At 34.0% G+C, this 18,384-nt stretch carries 10 protein-coding genes; 6 read left to right on the top strand and 4 right to left on the bottom strand.

The window, feature by feature from the left end:
* Positions 1-50 precede the first annotated feature (50 nt).
* From AB3G34_RS16165 to AB3G34_RS16150, 4 genes are all read right to left on the bottom strand, one after another.
* Positions 51-2,909 (bottom strand): alpha-amylase family glycosyl hydrolase, encoded by a 2,859-nt coding sequence (locus AB3G34_RS16165; RefSeq protein WP_369753023.1) that lies wholly within the window; start codon positions 2,907-2,909, stop codon positions 51-53.
* A gap of 62 nt (positions 2,910-2,971) precedes the next feature.
* Positions 2,972-4,048, bottom strand: a complete 1,077-nt coding sequence (locus AB3G34_RS16160) for a SusE domain-containing protein (RefSeq protein ID WP_369753022.1) — start codon at positions 4,046-4,048, stop codon at positions 2,972-2,974.
* 20 nt (positions 4,049-4,068) lie between these two features.
* Positions 4,069-5,664 carry a RagB/SusD family nutrient uptake outer membrane protein gene (locus AB3G34_RS16155; RefSeq protein ID WP_367756803.1) on the bottom strand — a complete coding sequence of 532 codons (1,596 nt, stop codon included), beginning with the start codon at positions 5,662-5,664 and terminating at the stop codon, positions 4,069-4,071.
* 17 nt (positions 5,665-5,681) lie between these two features.
* Entirely contained in the window at positions 5,682-8,624 is a 2,943-nt protein-coding gene (locus AB3G34_RS16150; protein WP_369753021.1) for a SusC/RagA family TonB-linked outer membrane protein, read from the bottom strand.
* Between the two features lie 226 nt (positions 8,625-8,850).
* Between AB3G34_RS16150 and AB3G34_RS16145 the strand changes: the two genes are divergently transcribed.
* From AB3G34_RS16145 to AB3G34_RS16120, 6 genes are all read left to right on the top strand, one after another.
* Positions 8,851-9,870 carry a LacI family DNA-binding transcriptional regulator gene (locus AB3G34_RS16145; protein WP_367773241.1) on the top strand — a complete coding sequence of 340 codons (1,020 nt, stop codon included), beginning with the start codon at positions 8,851-8,853 and terminating at the stop codon, positions 9,868-9,870.
* A gap of 193 nt (positions 9,871-10,063) precedes the next feature.
* Positions 10,064-11,593, top strand: coding sequence for an MFS transporter (locus tag AB3G34_RS16140; protein WP_367773238.1), 1,530 nt, complete (start codon positions 10,064-10,066; stop codon positions 11,591-11,593).
* A complete protein-coding gene (pgmB, locus tag AB3G34_RS16135; RefSeq protein ID WP_367756796.1) occupies positions 11,586-12,242 on the top strand; it encodes a beta-phosphoglucomutase in 657 nt (218 codons plus the stop codon). The genes AB3G34_RS16140 and pgmB overlap by 8 nt, the downstream gene beginning before the upstream one ends.
* A gap of 53 nt (positions 12,243-12,295) precedes the next feature.
* Entirely contained in the window at positions 12,296-14,590 is a 2,295-nt protein-coding gene (locus AB3G34_RS16130) for a glycoside hydrolase family 65 protein (RefSeq protein WP_369753020.1), read from the top strand.
* Positions 14,591-14,767: 177 nt separating this feature from the next.
* Positions 14,768-16,645: a glycoside hydrolase family 13 protein gene (locus tag AB3G34_RS16125; RefSeq protein WP_369753019.1), complete on the top strand. Its 1,878-nt coding sequence runs from the start codon at positions 14,768-14,770 to the stop codon at positions 16,643-16,645.
* A gap of 47 nt (positions 16,646-16,692) precedes the next feature.
* Positions 16,693-18,354, top strand: coding sequence for an alpha-amylase family glycosyl hydrolase (locus tag AB3G34_RS16120; RefSeq protein WP_369753018.1), 1,662 nt, complete (start codon positions 16,693-16,695; stop codon positions 18,352-18,354).
* The last annotated feature ends 30 nt before the right edge of the window (positions 18,355-18,384 follow it).

The following is an 18,384-nucleotide window of genomic DNA, read 5'->3' as shown; positions in this document are numbered from 1 at the left end:
GAAAAGCTGTCTTTTCAGAACAGCTTTTCAAACAAACCAAAACAACTTAATTATTTCTTAATAAACTTCATAACTTTCACTTGATTCTCTTCGGTATACGCTTTCACAACATATATTCCCTGACCTAAATCGCTTACCCCATATTGAAAAGTAGCATTTTTATTCGTTTTGAAACTCTTCATCAATTGTCCTGTAATAGAAAAAATTTCTACTTTAGTTACATCACTGTTGAGTGTAAAGTAATTTTCGACTGGATTAGGATACAAATAAATTGAATTATCCTTATGTTCGAAATTAGCAATTGCCAAAGCAGCCACTTTATTTCCGTATATTCTAAATTCTCCAGCTGGAATATTAATTGTAGCGCTAACGTTTGTAACATTAATAGAAGTATTATCCATCAAGTTATACCAAGTTCCAGTATATGGAAAGCCCGTTGCTACATTTTGAGCTGACAGGTCAAAATTAGCCAAAATTAACACATCTTTAAGTTGAGTCGATGCCAAAGCACTGTTGGTAATCTTAATATTTGGAGTCAGCGAAGTCCCACTAGCCATAGTTACAGTACCTACGAAAACGGGTTCATTTATTTTTAAAGCAATCATTTTAGCCCAATCTGTATAGATTTTACCTCTGCCAGCATCCCCTAACCAATTATTAACCCATTGTGGTTGTGGTTTAGTATCTAGTTTACAATCTCCAGCCGTTGCATCAGAAGAAGTGTTTACTGTTCCATTGTTACAAGAAAAAATGGACAAATCCCAACCCAATTCTCCGAAATGCCAAATCATCTTTGGTCCTGGAACTAATAATGTAACCGCACCTAAAGCTGACATTCTAGTAAGAGCAGTACTTGGTGTTTTTACATTATAACCATTTAGATTAGCCCCATATTGTATGTTTTTATACATCAATCGTTCTTCATCGTGACTTTCAGCATAACCCATCAATCTATTTTTAGTAAATCCATGAGCCGTACTGTTCATTCTAGAAATATCATTATTAGAATTGTATCCCATAGTCAATTGATTGTAAGGATCAGTCATCTTTCCCCACATCATTATCCCTTTACTAGGTGATTCAGTAATTCTATAATTTGCCCATTCCTTTTCCTCAGTATCTGTTCCTAAGTGTTCAAAAATAGTATAATGTGTTGGATCCAAACTCCACGAATAATCCGCATAATCTTTCAAAATCGCAACTCTGTCCGCTTGATACGCATTTGTGCAAGACTCATCATTTGCAGTACAATTTTGCGTAAACCCTTTGGTTAAATCCCAACGAAAACCATCAATTTTGTACTCTTCAATCCATTGCTTCACCACTCTTTTTACATAATTTTTTGTCAATAAAGAAGTATGATTAAGATCCTCACCAACACTATAACTGTGTTTAGCTACTGTATTAAAATAAGGATTTTCGGCAGTTGCGCTTCCAAAGCCATCCCCATCTGGATCATTCATCCACATCCTTACCATTGGATTTCTTCCAAAAGCATGATTTAAAGCTACATCAAGAATAACAGCAATTCCGTTTTGATGACACAAATCAATAAATTCTTTTAATTTATTTGAAGGTCCGTAAAACTTATCCAAAGCCATGTGAAAAGAGGTATTGTAACCCCAACTCTCATTACCTTCAAATTCCATTACGGGTAATAATTCAATTGCATTTATTTTTAAATTCTTGAAATAATCAATTTTATTAATCAAATCTTGAAAATTTCTATTTGCATCAAAATCCCTTACTAAAACTTCATAAACAACTAATTTTTCTTTCTCTGGCTTTACAAAATTTGTAGTTGCCGTACTCCATGCGTAGGGAGCTTGACCCGTTTGTAAAACAGTTACCTCTCTCTCCTGGCCTACTGGATAAGCTGGAAGATTAGGATAAGTTGAAGAAGGAATATAAGGATCGTCATAAGGAGAAAGAACTAATGTCGAATAAGGATCAGCTGTTTTTACTAATGCTGGAGAATTGGCAATTGGGGTTGTTTCACCCACCCAATATTGGTAACTATAATTCGTTCCAGAAACTAATCCGGTCAATTCCAACCAGAATTTTCCTGATACTGGATCCTTTTTCATTGCATAATTAGAATTAGGTTGCCAATCGTTAAAGGTCCCCGCAACATATATAAAATCCTTCAATGGAGCATCTAAAACTAATGTCGCTTTTGTAGGATCCGTTGAATTATAATTAATTCCATCTAATAATCCCGAAGGCATTGCCACAGATGCTGCTCCTGGATTTACAATAACCGAAAACTTTTTTAAAACTGAAGTGGCTCCTTGCGTAATTTCCAATACATAATTCTGGTTTGCAGTTATATTATTATGATTGAAAGTATAATTAGAGGTACTTATATTGGTATTAATACTTGAACCGTTTGATTTCAAATTATAACTTGCATTCCCACCTGTATTATTCGCGGTAATACTCAAACTTCCACCTGATGAAATTATTGTTGAGCTATTTTCAGTTGGAGAGGTCAATGTCGCTTGAAAAGCACCAACATTAAAAAAAGTATCAGCGGTTTGCATATTTCCAGCATCATTCCTTAAAACCACACATATCTCAGTAATAGAGCTTGTCGTTGGAACACCGAAATAGGTATATAAATCAGGTGTTAAATCTAATTTATAAGTAGTGCCAGAAACCAAAGTTAATTTAGGTTGTGTAGTATTATTTCCCCAAGTACCTTTCACGTTTTGCCATCTTGTTCCATTCACCGTCAATCCAATATGCGCATAGATTGTACCTGAATAAGTAGCTAAAGTAGTTCCTGTTTTATTAAAATTAAGAGTAACGATTCCATTTGCGATTGCAGGTGATGGGTTACTAGTAAATTGCGCAAAACTTAATGAGGAGATTAAAAAAAGTAATAATAAAAGTAAAAATTTCTTCATGGTTTTTTGGTTTTAATAGAAAAGGCTACCGTAAAGATAGCCTTTTCAAATATTAAAAAATATTATTGTTTAACCATAGTATAAGTATAAGCTCTAGGGTTACTTAAATCTAAAGTAATCAAATAAGTCCCAGCAGTAGTTCCAATATTTGTACCTCCACCTTCAAGAGTTCCATCGGCTCCAGTATCACCAAAGTTATAATCCCAATTGTTATTAGCTCTAAATTTCATTCCATTATCTGGAGCTGATTGAGTAGTTAAAGTAGCTATTAAAGTCCATTTTTTTGTAACTTTATCATAAGTCATTGGCGTATCAGCATCCCAACCTCCTGGTGTAGCATTACCTACAATTCCCCAAACTTGTTTAGTGGCTTTGTAAGTTAATTTATCAGTATCTACTTCTATTTTATAATATCCTGCAGCAGGAATTTTAAGATTATCTCCAGTTAGTGCTAGTGTTCCTGGTGTAGCACCTGCAGCATATTCTCCTGGTTGTGACCATGCAGGAGCGCTAGTAAATTTATATTCAGCATTAGCATCATTAAAATTAATGTACCCTTCAAAATCAACCTTTCCATAACCCGAAGCCGCTAATTTAGGAGATGAAGCAGGATCCCAATCTTTAGTATAACCAGAAGCTACTGCATATCCTCCTGGAACCCATAATTTAGGGCTTTCAGTAGTATAAGGAGTTACAACAATTCCAATTACATTAGAAAACATATTTGTTGTTCCTACAGTTGCTTTAATTCTAACTTCCATTTCAGAAGGAGAAAATGGAGTAGCATTAAGTGCCAATGCAGCTCCGTTCATTGATTCTACTGATACCGAAACCTGATTATCAGAAGGCAAAGCACTTCCTATTTCTTTAGGAGTTTTAAATTCATTCCCCTTAGTGTCCATTTCGACTACATAGTTCACTTGAACATCTCCTCCAAAATTAGCTGATTTCCAAGTAAAACGTTCCACTTGTGCAGCTGCATTTTGTGGAGTCAATATGTAAGCCACCCCGTCTGTTGGAGCCGTTAAAACAGGTGAATCAACACCTTCGATAACTGGTCTATCTTGAACGTCTTCAACGCTACATGACAAAGCAACTACCGCAAATAAAGCAATTATTGATCTAGTTATATTTTTCATTTTATATATTTTTTAAATTATTAGTATCCAGGATTTTGTTGTAACTTTTGATTTGATGCCAATGCAGTTGCAGGAATCGGGAATAAATTTCTATACGATTGTGTTGGAGATCCACTAGCGGCTCCACCTTTAAAAGGCCATAAATAAGCTCCGCCAGTAAATTTACCAAAGCGAATTAAATCCGTTCGTCTATGTCCTTCCCAGTGCAATTCTCTTGCTCTTTCATCAAGAATAAAATTCAGGTTTAAATCACCTTCAGAAATTGTTGCTCCTTTTGCTCTTGTACGCAAAGCGTTAACGTATGTTGTTGCAGTAACCATATTAGCACCTGCTGCACCTCTAACGGCACATTCAGCATACATTAAATATGCATCTGCTAAACGGAAAATAGGAAAATCTGAATCTGAAAAATCTCCAGATTTATCAGAACCTTGTACTCCGTTGACATCAACATTTCTAAATTTTTGAATTGCATATCCATCCGTAAAAGTTCCTAAATCTTTTATTTCTTTAGTTTGACCGTCTGTATAAAATTGTCCACGTGTATCAGTCGTATTTGCGTCAAATTTATCTACAAAAGCAGCTGTAGTTCTTATTCCTGCCCAACCACCGTTAATACCAAATTGTGCAGCATTCATTGAACCACCTACCGCAGCGTGAGTTAAGAAAGTTGTTCCCCCATACGTTTGGGTATGAATACCATCAAATGCAATGGCAAAAATGAATTCGTTTTGAGCTCCATTTTTATCATTATCAGCAAAAAACAATTGGTTGTAATTTGCATGTAGACTATATGCTGATCCATTTATTTTAGTAATTAACGGCACTGCTTCAGCATAATGATCTACACCAATATATACTTTTGCATTCATATACAATTTAGCCTGTAACATCCAATCAGCAGCTTGATCTACACGATACTTCTCATTTGTTTTTGGCGCTTTTAATTGCCCTGCTATTGCAGTTAATTCTTCGTCAACAAATTTGTATAATTCTGCTCTAGTAGCATAATCTGGATAGTAAAAATTAGTTGGAGAATCTTCAGTAACCAAAGAACCACTACCAAACGTATCAATCAAATGCCAATACGTCATTGCTCTCAAAAAACGAGCTTCAGCTCTGTAAGTAGCAATCTCGCTTTTTAAAGTTGCATCCACACCTCTAGCTGCCAATTTCTCATCAGTAGTTTGGCGCAAAAATTCGTTACAGTTCACAATTTGAAAAGAGAAACGAGCAAAAGTAGCGTTAATAAAACTATCCGAAGATGTCCATGATTGTGAATGAAAATCTTTAATAGTTCCATCATTCCATCCTATAACTGCCTCATCAGTTGTTAATTCCTGCATCATCCAATACCCTCTAATGTATTGACTTGTTCCCTCGTCGATTCCTGAAATATCAGGTTTTCCTGCAGGACCTTGCTGCCCTGAAGTGGCAAAACCTGCATATAGTTTGGCCAAATTTTGCTTATACGATTCCGGCGTGCTGAAAAACTCATCACCAGAAACCGAATCTCCGTTGTCTGGAGATTGGATTAAATCATTGGTACATGATGGAAATGTAAGGACCAACAGTAACAAAGAAATACCCAATAGTTGTTTATATATATTTTTCATTTTTCTTATTATTTGTATTAGAAATTAACGTTTAAACCTAACGTAAATGTGATTGGTCTAGGATATAAATTTTTATCAATACCTCCAGAAATCTCTGGATCTAAACCATCATACTTAGTGATTGTTAAAATGTTTTGTGCAGATAATGTTAATTTAACTAATGATGTAGCATTTTCTTTTTGATTAAAAGTATATCCAACACTCACATTATCCAATCTGATAAATGAAGCATTTTGGATGTAATAATCTGAATGCAATTGAAAATCATTTGATTTAGTAAAACCGGTTTCTAAAAGGTTAGCAACTCCGTTATTTAAATCGGTATTTCTCGTTAAAACATTATTATAAACCCCTTTATTAGAATCTACGTTATTATAATTATAATTACCCCATGAACCTCTCCAGTTCATTCCCATATCCCAGTTTTTATAAGTTACACTTGTATTAAAAGCATAAAAGACATCAGCTGCTGGTTTATGAAAACGGTATTTATCACTTTCATTAACGATACCATCTTTATTTCTATCAATAAAAACGCCTTCAAGTGGTTTACCATCGGCTCCATACGCTTGCTCATAAACAAAGAATGAATTTGGCGCATAACCAACTTGATGACTTTGAATGTAGTTTCCTGTACCTCCGTCAATTGATCCCACATCAGTTATACCAGGAGTGTTGTCTTGAGTCGTAGTTAATTTAGTGATTTTAGAATCTTGAAAAGTTACATTCCCACCAATAGTCCATTGAAAATTATCATTTCTCACCGGAATAACTTCAGCAGCTAACTCAATTCCCTTGTTGTCGATTGTCCCAATATTATAGTTGTCTTGATTTGAGAAACCAAAGAAAGCCGGATTGTAAGTAAACAATAAGAGATCTTTAGTAATTCTTTGATAAGCATCAGCACTACCTGTTATTCTATTATTGAACAATCCAAAATCAAGACCAACGTTTACTGTTGTTGTTTGTTCCCATTTCAAATTGCTATTGTACGGCTCTGGTCTATAAGTAGTATAAAAAGTATCCCCTATTTGATATTGAGCAGCATTATTAGACGCTAAATACAACGGAATTGAAGGATACGATTTACCAATATTTTGTTGTCCCGTTATACCCCAACCTCCTCTTAATTTAAGACTAGAAATAGCTTCCACATCTTTCAAGAAGTTCTCTTCGTTTAATTTCCATCCCACAGCAACTGCTGGGAAGTTTGACCAACGGAAATTCTCTGTAAATCTAGATGTACCATCTCGTCTCAAAGACATTGTCAATAAATATTTATCTGCAATGGTAATGTTTGTTCTTGCAAAAAAAGATTGCAAGTTGATACGTGTAGGCGTAAACAACTCATTATTAGTCACTCCTCTTTCAAAATTATAAGAAGACTTGTTTTTTGATTCTTTAAAATCTTGGTACGTATATCCCCCTGTCACATCAAATTGTGTATCAATAGACTCAACCTTCTTATTGTAGTTTAAGTACAAGTCCATTAATTTATTATCACGAGACTCTAAATTTTTATACGTATTGTTATATCCTGAACCTGAAAACCCATTACGGTAATCTGCCGCTGTATTACCATATCCAGTTCCAGTCATTTGATCATAACCAAAATTAGCTACGGCTTTTAAGTCTGGAAAAAAATGCAACTTATAATCCAACTGAACGTTTCCAATACTTCTATAGAAACTACCATAGTTGTTTTGTTGTTCGATTTGAGAAACTGGATTAACTCCAGCTAATTGATTGATTTCAGTAGGAGAAGTTTGCCATTGAAAATAAGTACCATCAGCATTTCTAACTGGTTGTGAAGGATCAAAGCTAACCGCTCCACCAACAGCACCTGTAGTACTGTAATTACTTTTTATAACAGATGTATTATTATTTATTTCAATTTTCAAATGTTTATCAAAGAAATTTCCAGTAACATTAGCCCCAAGAGAAGTTCTTTGCATATTATCTCTTTTTAAAATTCCATTCAAATTAGCATATCCTACAGAAGCTCTGTACACTACATTATCAACACCACCACTTAAGGCAACATTATGATCCGTTCCAATTGCTGTTCTATAAATTTCATCTTGCCAATCTGTATTTGCAGTACCTACAAGTGCTTGTTGAGCTGCATTTCCATTTGCTGCAACAAACTCTTTAAATTGAGTACTTGATAATGCATCTACTTTTTTAGTAATTTCAGAAACCTGAAGATTACCATTATAAGAAACTTGCAATTCTCCTGCTTTTCCTTTTTTAGTAGTAATAATGATTACACCATTAGAAGCACGTGATCCATAAATTGCTGTAGCAGAAGCATCTTTTAATACTGAAATAGATTCAATATTATTTTGATTAATAGTAGATAATGGATTTCTACCACCCTCTACACCACCATTTGCAACTGGCACACCATCAATTACATATAATGGATCATTACTTGCTGAAAGTGAAGACCCACTTCTAATTCTAATAACCGGGTCAACTCCAGGTGAACCACCACCATTAATAATTTGTAAACCAGCTACTTTTCCTTGAATCATTTGATCTGCAGAAGTTACAGGCCCCTTGTTAAAATCTTTTGCTGATAAAACAGTTACGGCTCCAGTTGCATCTTTTTTCTTAACAGTACCATAACCTACTTGGATAACAACTTCTTTCAATTGATTTTCATCTTCTTCTAAAGAAACTGTCAGTGCTTTTTGAGCAGCATAACTAACAACGGTATTTTTATATCCAATAAAAGAAAAAACGATTTTATCGCCTTTCTTCACATTTACTAATTGAAATTTACCGTCGAAATCAGTGGAAACGCCATTAATAGCGCCTTGTACATTTACATTTACCCCAGGAATTGGTTGTCCTGATATTTTATCAAGAACTGTCCCATTAAGAGTATTCTGAGCCAGAATACTAAAAGGCAATAGCAGTACTAAAAATAACAACTTTTTATAAATTGTTTTCATACTTTTTGTTTAAATTAATTTGTTTTTATTGAACTTTACTTATACTTCGAGCGTTAAATTTATGTAAATTTTAACGTGCTCGACAAAGTCACTTTTATATTGGGTTACGAAAACGTGATAGTGTTGAAAAGTTTCTACTTTATTTAATTTTATAAGGGTTAAATTGCCATAAATTATATTAAAACAGATTTTTATTATGAATACCAAATAATTCCTTAATTGATCCATGAAAAGAAAAGTAACACTTAAACAAATTGCAAAAGAACTGGACGTCTCCATTTCAACCGTTTCAAAGTCACTTAGAAATAGCTTGGAAATTGGAGAAGAGACTAGGTTAAAAGTGCAAGCTTTTGCTAAATTTTACAATTACAAACCTAATAACATTGCACTAAGCCTAAAAAACAGAAAGACAAAAACAATCGGGATCATTATCCCTGAAATAGTACATCATTTCTTTTCGACCGTTATCAATGGGATCGAACAAGTTGCCAATGAATATGGGTACAGTGTAATTATATGTCTCTCTGACGACTCTTTTGATAAAGAGGTCCTTAATATGGAACTATTAGCTAATGGAAGTATCGATGGATTTATTATGTCTCTTTCTAAAGAAACCCAATTAAAAGGAGACTTTCATCATATTACCGAGGTGATAAATCAAGGAATGCCCGTTGTCATGTTTGATCGTGTCACTAACGATATTCTTTGTGACAAAGTTATTATTGATGACAAATCTGCAGCTTACGAAGCCGTTCAAAGTTTAATAGACAAAGGCAAAAGAAAAATAGCATTAGTCACCACCGTAGATTATGTAAGTGTAGGTAAACTAAGGACCGATGGGTATACCAAAGCATTATTAGACAATAACATCCCTTTCGACGAAAACCTAATTATCAAAATTGAAGATATTGATACATGCGAAATCATTATTGGAAAATTATTGGAAGACAAGGCCATTGATGCAGTTTTCGCCGTAAATGAACTTTTTGCCGTAACTTGTATAAAGACAGCCAGTAAAATTGGTTTAAGCGTTCCTGAAGATTTTGCAGTAATTGCTTTTACGGATGGGATTATTTCAAAATATTCTACGCCAACTATTACAACTGTAAGTCAAAATGGAATAAAAATGGGCAATAAAGCGGCAAAAATGCTTATTGACCGATTGGAATTAGAAGAAGACGAAGAGGAAAATTATAAAACTGAAGTGATAGAAACACATCTTATAGAGAGAGAATCCACAAATTAGCTTTTTAATTCTATATAATTCATTACTACAACCTTGTAGTAAAATATTTTCCTATTTTTTAAAAGTTAAAAATAGAAGTTTGGAAAAAAATTTTATATTTACACCCACCTCAAAGCTTTTACTTTTACTTCGAAAATAAGAACAAGTTTTGATAAGCATCGCGCTTATCGTATTATTAATATAAATTACGATAATGGAAAAGCGTAAGTTAAGTTTCTGGCAAATTTGGAACATGAGTTTTGGATTTCTAGGAATACAAATGGGATTTGCATTGCAAAACTCTAATGTTAGTAGAATATTTCAGACTTTAGGTGCAAACATTGATGACATCCCTATTTTATGGGTTGCTGCTCCTTTAACTGGATTAATTATTCAACCAATTATTGGTTATTTCTCTGATCGAACTTGGACCAAATTAGGACGAAGAAAACCTTATTTTTTAGCAGGAGCAATTTTAGCTTCGGCAGCTCTATTTGTTATGCCAAACTCTCCAGTGTTATGGATTGCGGCAGGAATGCTTTGGATTATGGACGCTTCGATCAATGTCTCTATGGAGCCATTCCGTGCATTTGTAGGAGATAATCTTCCTGAAAAGCAACGTACCATGGGGTTTGCTATGCAAAGTTTCTTCATTGGAATTGGTGCCTATTTTGCGTCAAAATTGCCTTTAATTTTTACTCATTTGGGTGTTCAAAACACTGCTCCTTTAGGTATTATTCCAGACTCTGTAAAATATTCCTTTTATTTTGGTGGTATTATATTTATAGTTACTGTTCTATGGACTGTAATTACGTCCAAAGAATATTCGCCAGAAGAATTAGCCGCTTTTGAAAAACACAAAGAAATCACGTTTGTAAAAGAAGATCATTCAGCAGAATGGTTTACCTCCAACGGAAAATCTCATTTAACTAAGGGAACTCTATTTTTAATTGTAAGTATCCTATTTTCATTTGTAATTTATCATTTTGATTTAAAGAAAGATTTATACGTTTTATCTCTTGGGCTTATTGGCTTAGGTGGTCTCGCAATGGTTGCTTCAGGATTAATGCAAAAAACCAATAACACCAAAAATGGTTTTGTTACCATTATGAATGATTTCCAGTTTATGCCAAAAATCATGAAACAGTTGGCTTGGGTACAATTCTTTTCTTGGTTTGCCCTTTTCTCCATGTGGATTTACACCACTCTTGCCGTAACACAACATATTTACGGAACGACTGATACCACATCAGTTGCCTACAATACAGGAGCAAATCAAGTGGGAGAAATGTTTGCTAACTACAATTTAATTGCCGCAATCGCTTCTTTTTTATTGCCCTTATTAGCAAAATACACGAGTAGAAAATTCACCCACTTTGCTGCATTAGTTTGCGGTGGAATTGGTCTTATATCTATCTATTTCATAAAAGAACCTACCACATTTACTATGGAATGGCTTCCAATGATAGGAGTTGGAATTGCATGGGCAAGTATTTTATCAATACCCTATGCTATGTTATCTGGCTCTTTACCTTCTGCCAAAATGGGGTATTACATGGGAGTTTTTAACTTCTTTATCGTAATTCCGCAACTAGTTGCTGCATCCATTCTAGGATTTTTAGTATCCCAAATTTTTAACAATGAACCCATATACGCATTATTAATTGGTGGAGCTTCCATGATTCTTGCCGGAATTATTGCTCTTATTATTAATGACGAATCCAAAATTACAATCAATGAATAAAAAAGCATTCATATTCGACCTTGACGGAGTTATAGTAGATACCGCGAAGTACCATTATTTAGCATGGCAAAAAATTGCACAAGAATTAAATATTGATTTCACACTAGAACACAATGAACTATTAAAAGGAGTAAGTCGTGTACGTTCTCTTGATATTATATTAGAATTAGGAAAAGTTGAAGCGTCACAAGAAGATAAAAACAAATGGTTGATTCAAAAAAATGAAGAATATCTCACCTATCTTGTTGATATGGATCAAAGTGAAATCTTACCCGGAGTAATGCCTATTCTACAGTTTTTAAAAGATAAAAACCAACCCATAGCATTAGGATCAGCAAGTAAAAATGCAAGACCTATTCTTGAAAAAACAGGAATCATACATTATTTTGATGCTATTGTTGACGGGAATGATGTTACCAATGCCAAACCTGATCCAGAAGTTTTCTTGATAGCAGCAAAATTATTAGGATCAAAACCGGAAGATGCTATTGTTTTTGAAGACTCTGTTGCTGGTGTTCAAGCAGCCAATATTGGTAAAATGACAAGCATAGGAATTGGCGAAGAAAAAACACTTCATGAAGCTAAGTATATTTTTGAGGATTTCACTCATATTGAATTTGCTTTCATCGAAAAATTGATTAATAAATAAAGAATTGAAATTATTGGAAAGCTAATTTTCAGTATTTAAATAAAATTAAAAAAATGAACCAAGATTATATAAAACCAGACAATTGGTCCATCATTGAAGAAGGATTTGATTCAGAAAGCGTAAAATCATCAGAAAGCCTTTTTAGTATTGGAAATGGTGCTATGGGACAACGTGCTAATTTTGAAGAAAATTATACTGGCCCTACTTTTCAAGGAAGTTATATTGCTGGGATTTATTATCCAGATAAAACTAAAGTGGGTTGGTGGAAAAATGGCTACCCTGAATATTTTGCAAAAGTATTGAATGCACCCAACTGGATTGGAATTGATATTGAAATCAATGGCGAGAATTTAGATTTAAACACCTGTGTTGAAGTAAACCATTTTCGTCGTGAATTGAATATGAAAGAAGGATGGTACAACCGTTCATTTGAAGCCAAGCTAAAAAATGGTACTGAAATCGACGTAAACGTACGTCGCTTACTTTCATTGGATTTGGACGAAGTAGGTATCATAAATTATGAAATTACGCCATTAAATAAAGACGCAAAAATAGTTTACAAACCGTACATCGATGCAGGTGTAACAAATGAGGACGCCAACTGGGATGAAAAATTCTGGGAGCCACTTGAAGTAAAACATGTAGGCAACGAAGCTTTTGTTACAGCACAAACCTTCAAAACACATTTCAAAGTGACCACTTTTATGCAAAACAGCATCTTAGAAAATGGTCGAAACTTAAATATTTCACCTAGCAACTTTGAAACAGGTACAGACAAAATTCAAAGTAGTTATGCTGTTATTGTCGCTCAAGGCAAAAAATCATCTATTCAAAAAATAGGGGGATATACCGTTTCTTTAAATCATACAAATACTTTTACAGCAGCCGAAAAAACAATCCAACTTGCTTTAACAAAAGGGTACGATCAATTGTTACAAGATCAAATTGATGCTTGGGCAAAAATTTGGGAAATGTCAGATATTACTATTGACGGTGACGTGAAAGCGCAACAAGGTATCCGATTTAATATTTTCCAATTGAACCAAACTTATTTAGGTAAAGACAGCCGATTAAACATCGGTCCAAAAGGATTTACTGGAGAAAAATACGGAGGATCAACCTATTGGGATACTGAAGCGTATTGTATTCCATTTTATATGGCGACCAAAGACCAACAAGTAGCTCGAAACTTATTGACGTACCGTTACAATCAACTGGATAAAGCAATTGAGAATGCCGAGAAAAACCTTGGATTCAAAGATGGCGCAGCATTATACCCGATGGTTACCATGAATGGTGAAGAGTGCCATAATGAATGGGAAATCACGCATGAGGAAATACATAGAAATGGGGCTATCGCTTTTGCAATCTTCAATTACTACCGTTTTACTGGCGATTATTCTTACATCCCAGAAAAAGGATTAGAGGTATTAATAGGTATCGCTCGTTTTTGGCATCAAAGAGCAAATTTCTCCAAAGACAAAAATCAATATGTTATTCTAGGAGTTACAGGTCCTAATGAATATGAAAACAACATCAACAATAATTTCTACACCAATTATATTGCTAAATGGTGTATTGATTATGCGCAAGAACAAATTCAGCAAGTTTCTTTAGAATACCCATCAGATCATAAACGTATTATTGAGAAAGTAAAATTATCTGATGCTGAATTGCAAGAATGGAAGAAAGTAGCAGGAAATATGTATTTCCCAAAATCAGAAGAACTAGGAATCTACTTGCAACAAGATTGCTTTTTAGATAAAGATCTTGTTCCTGTAAAAGACTTAGACAAATCACAACGCCCCATCAATCAAAAATGGTCTTGGGACAGAGTATTACGTTCTCCTTATATCAAACAAGCCGATGTATTACAATGTTTCTATTTCTTTGAAGAGCATTTCTCTAAAGAGGAACTGAAACGTAATTTTGAGTTTTACGAATCGTTCACAGTACATGAAAGCTCTCTTTCGCCTTGTGTTCATTCCATTCAAGCGGCTTCCCTTGACAAAATGGAAATGGCATATACATTCTACTTAAGAACATCGCGACTAGATCTAGATGATTACAACAAAGAAGTAGAAGAAGGGTGTCATATTACATCAATGGCTGGTACCTGGATGAGTATCGTAGAAGGATTTGGCGGAATGCGAGTAAAAAATGACACGCTGCACTTTTCTCCAAAAATTCCAAAAGAATGGAAAGGGTACTCCTTTAAAATAAATTTCAGAAATCAAATTCTAAAAGTGGCTATCAATCACAATCAAACCACTTTTTCAGTAGATGGAACAAAGGAATTGACAATAATCGTAAATGGCAAACCAGTTGTTGTTTCCCCTACTCTATAACAATTTAATTGTAAAGAACTTGTAGATAATTCTTTCTCTTAGAAAAGGCTAATTTGCCTACAAACAATCCCAATTTTATTGGGATTGTTTAATTTAAACTAATACTTCTTTAGTAATCCTACTTTTCTAACCATCTACCATAAAATAATTTCAATAATGTTCAAAATATCCTTAAATATGAATAAATTTGGTTACACGCAGTCAAAAAACAAAGCTTTTATAAAAAAAATAACCCTATTCCTTTTTTTTATGTCCCTATCCATAAATGCTCAAATCGATAAAATCGAACCTCCATTTTGGTATGCGGGAATGCATAATCCAAATTTACAGATTATGTTTTATGGCAAAGACATAGCTAAATATCAAGTCACCGTTTCAAATGAAACCAAAATAATCAATGTCAAAAGAACAGAAAATCCCAACTATATTTTTGTGACTATTGACACACAAAAAACACCTTCTACCGATTTAGTTTTTAGCTTTAAAAGCAACAACAAAGAACTATTTACTCAAAAATATTCCATCAAAAAAAGACGTGAAAACTCTGCTCAACGCAAAAGTTTTGATGCCTCTGATATGTTATATTTATTAATGCCCGATCGTTTTGCTAATGGAAATCCAGACAATGACAGTAACGACAACACTGTCGAAAAATACAATCGTGATTTACCTGGTGGAAGACATGGAGGAGACATACAAGGTATTATAAACAATTTAGACTACATTTCATCGCTGGGAGCAACAGCAATATGGAGTACACCACTTTGTGAGGATAATGACCCCGCTTTCTCTTATCATACTTATGCGCAATCTGATGTTTATAAAATTGACCCTCGTTATGGAACCAATGAAGATTATGTTCGTCTTTCATCAGAAATGCATAAAAAAGATTTGAAATTAGTCATGGACTATGTAACCAATCATTGGGGAATTGAACATTGGATGATGAAAGACTTGCCAACAAAAGACTGGGTGCATCAATTTGATAATTATACGCAAACCAATCATAAAAGATCAACAATCACCGACATCAACGCCTCTGAATTTGATAAAAAAGTATGTTTAGATGGCTGGTTTGTTCCCTCAATGCCCGACTTAAACCAATCAAATCCTTTGGTGTTAAATTATTTGAAACAAAATGCAATTTGGTGGATTGAATATGCAAATGTAGATGGCTTTAGAGTAGACACCTACAACTATTCTGACCCTAAAGGAATTGCCTCTTGGACAAAAGCAATTACTGATGAATACCCAAATTTTAATATTGTAGGGGAAATTTGGATGCAAAGTCAAGCTCAAATGGCGTATTGGCAAAAAGATAGTAAAATTGGAGCCATCCAAAACTTCAATTCAAACTTACCAAGTGTAATGGATTTTACGTTACATGATGCTATTGAGACTGTTTTTAACGAAGATGATGGAAATTGGAACAAAGGGATGGTGAAAATGTATGATAATTTTACAGAAGATTTTTTATATCCAAATCCAAATAACATTATGGTTTTTGCTGAAAATCATGACACCAGTCGATTTAACGAACTCTACAATAATGATTTCAACAAGTATAAAATGGCAATGGCCTTGATCGCTACTGTACGAGGAATTCCTCAATTATATTACGGTAGTGAAATAGGAATGAGAGGAGATAAAAACAAAGGAGATGCTGATATTAGACAAGATTTTCCTGGAGGTTGGAAAAATGATGAAAATAATGCATTCATAAAAGAAGGAAGAACAGACTGGCAAAATCAATACTTCGACTTTACTTCGAAACTTTTTAATTGGAGGAAAACCAATGAAGCGGTTCATTTCGGAAAAATGACCCACTATATCCCCGAACACAATGTCTATGTTTATTTTAGATATACCGAAAACAAAACGGTAATGATTGTTATGAACAATAGTAAGGAAGATCATACTATAAAAACAGATCGTTTTCAAGAAAACATCAAAACCCATAAAACAGGAAAAGATATCTTAACTGATCATACTTATAACTTATCTAATGAAATTAATATAAACAGTAAATCTGTTTTGATATTAGAATTAGAATAGTTTTAGATACTTGATACATCTCTTTAATTTACTTTTCGAATAAAAATATGAAAAAAAATACAGCCCTCATTTTACTTTTTACAATGGCATTCTTTGCTAGCTGTTCCAGTACAAAAACAATTAAGAAAAATAATTCAATAAGTGAAACCCCATTTGTTTGGGAGTCAGCAAGTGTTTATTTTTTATTGACTGATCGTTTTAACAATGGAGATAAATCCAATGATTTAAACTTTAACAGAAATAAAACTGCTGGAAAACTTCGTGGTTTTAAAGGGGGAGATATTCTAGGTATTTCTAAAAAAATTGACGAAGGTTATTTTGATAAATTAGGAATAAATGCCATTTGGTTTACACCTATTGTAGAACAAATACATGATGCCGTTGACGAAGGAACTGGCTTAAGCTATGGCTTTCATGGCTATTGGGCTAGGGATTGGACTGCTTTAGATCCTAACTTTGGAACTAAAAAAGATTTGGCCGCTTTGGTTCAAAAAGCACATGCACATGGCATTCGTATTATTCTAGATGGCGTAATAAACCACACTGGACCAGTAACAAATGATGACACTATTTGGCCTTCGGATTGGGTGCGAACAGGACCACAATGTGATTATAAATCCTTTGAAACTACAACCGTTTGTACCTTAGTAAAAAACCTTCCCGATGTAAAAACCGAAAGCAATCAAGAAGTTACACTTCCTCCTTTTTTAATCGAAAAATGGAAAAAAGAAGGGCGTTATGAAAAAGAAGTCACTTCATTGGATGCATTTTTCAAAAGAACGGGATACCCTAGAACCCCAAAAAATTATATCATAAAATGGCTAACCGATTATATCGCTGAATACGGAATTGATGGTTATAGAGCAGATACGGTTAAACATACTAATGAAAGTGTTTGGTCCGATTTTAAAACACAATGTAATTATGCATTTGCAACTTGGAAAAAAAACAATCCTACGAAAGTACTAGATAACAACTCTTTTTACACCATTGCCGAAGTCTACAATTACAACATTAGTGCAGGTAAATATTTTGATTTTGGAGATAAAAAAGTAAACTATTACGAAAACGGATTTAACAACATGATCAATTTCGAATTCAAATGGGATGCACAAAAAGACTATGAATTTATATTCTCTAAATATTCTAAAATCTTAAACGGAGAATTAAAAGGATATAGTGTTTTAAACTATTTGTCTTCACATGATGATGGAGGCCCTTTTGATGCGGCAAGAACCAAAAACAAAGAAACTGCAACAAAATTATTGCTTTCTCCAGGACTTGCACAAGTCTATTACGGAGACGAGTCAGCGCGTTCTTTAATTGTCGAAGGTACAGAAGGCGATGCCACCTTGCGATCCATGATGAATTGGGACGATATAACAACAAATTCTGATACGCAAAAAGCACTTTTACACTGGCAAAAACTAGGACAGTTTAGAAAAAATCATCCCGCAATTGGAGCTGGAGTTCACCAAGAAATTTCTGCGCAACCTTATACTTTTTCAAGAACGTATTCTAAAGGGAATTACACTGATAAAGTAGTTATTGGACTGGATTTACCAATAGGCAAAAAAGAACTTTCAGTAGGAACTATTTTTGCTAATGGAACAAAATTAAAAGATGCCTATTCTGGAAAAGAAACTACAGTAACAAATGGTAAGGTGACCATCGATTCTCCATTTGATATTATTCTATTAGAAAAATAAACAGTCCCATAAAATATGAAAAGCACAATC

The organism is Flavobacterium sp. WC2409, assembly GCF_041200085.1.
In the GTDB taxonomy this organism is placed as follows: domain Bacteria; phylum Bacteroidota; class Bacteroidia; order Flavobacteriales; family Flavobacteriaceae; genus Flavobacterium.
Note: the sequence above shows the minus strand (reverse complement) of the source record. Positions and strands in the feature narration are given on the sequence as shown.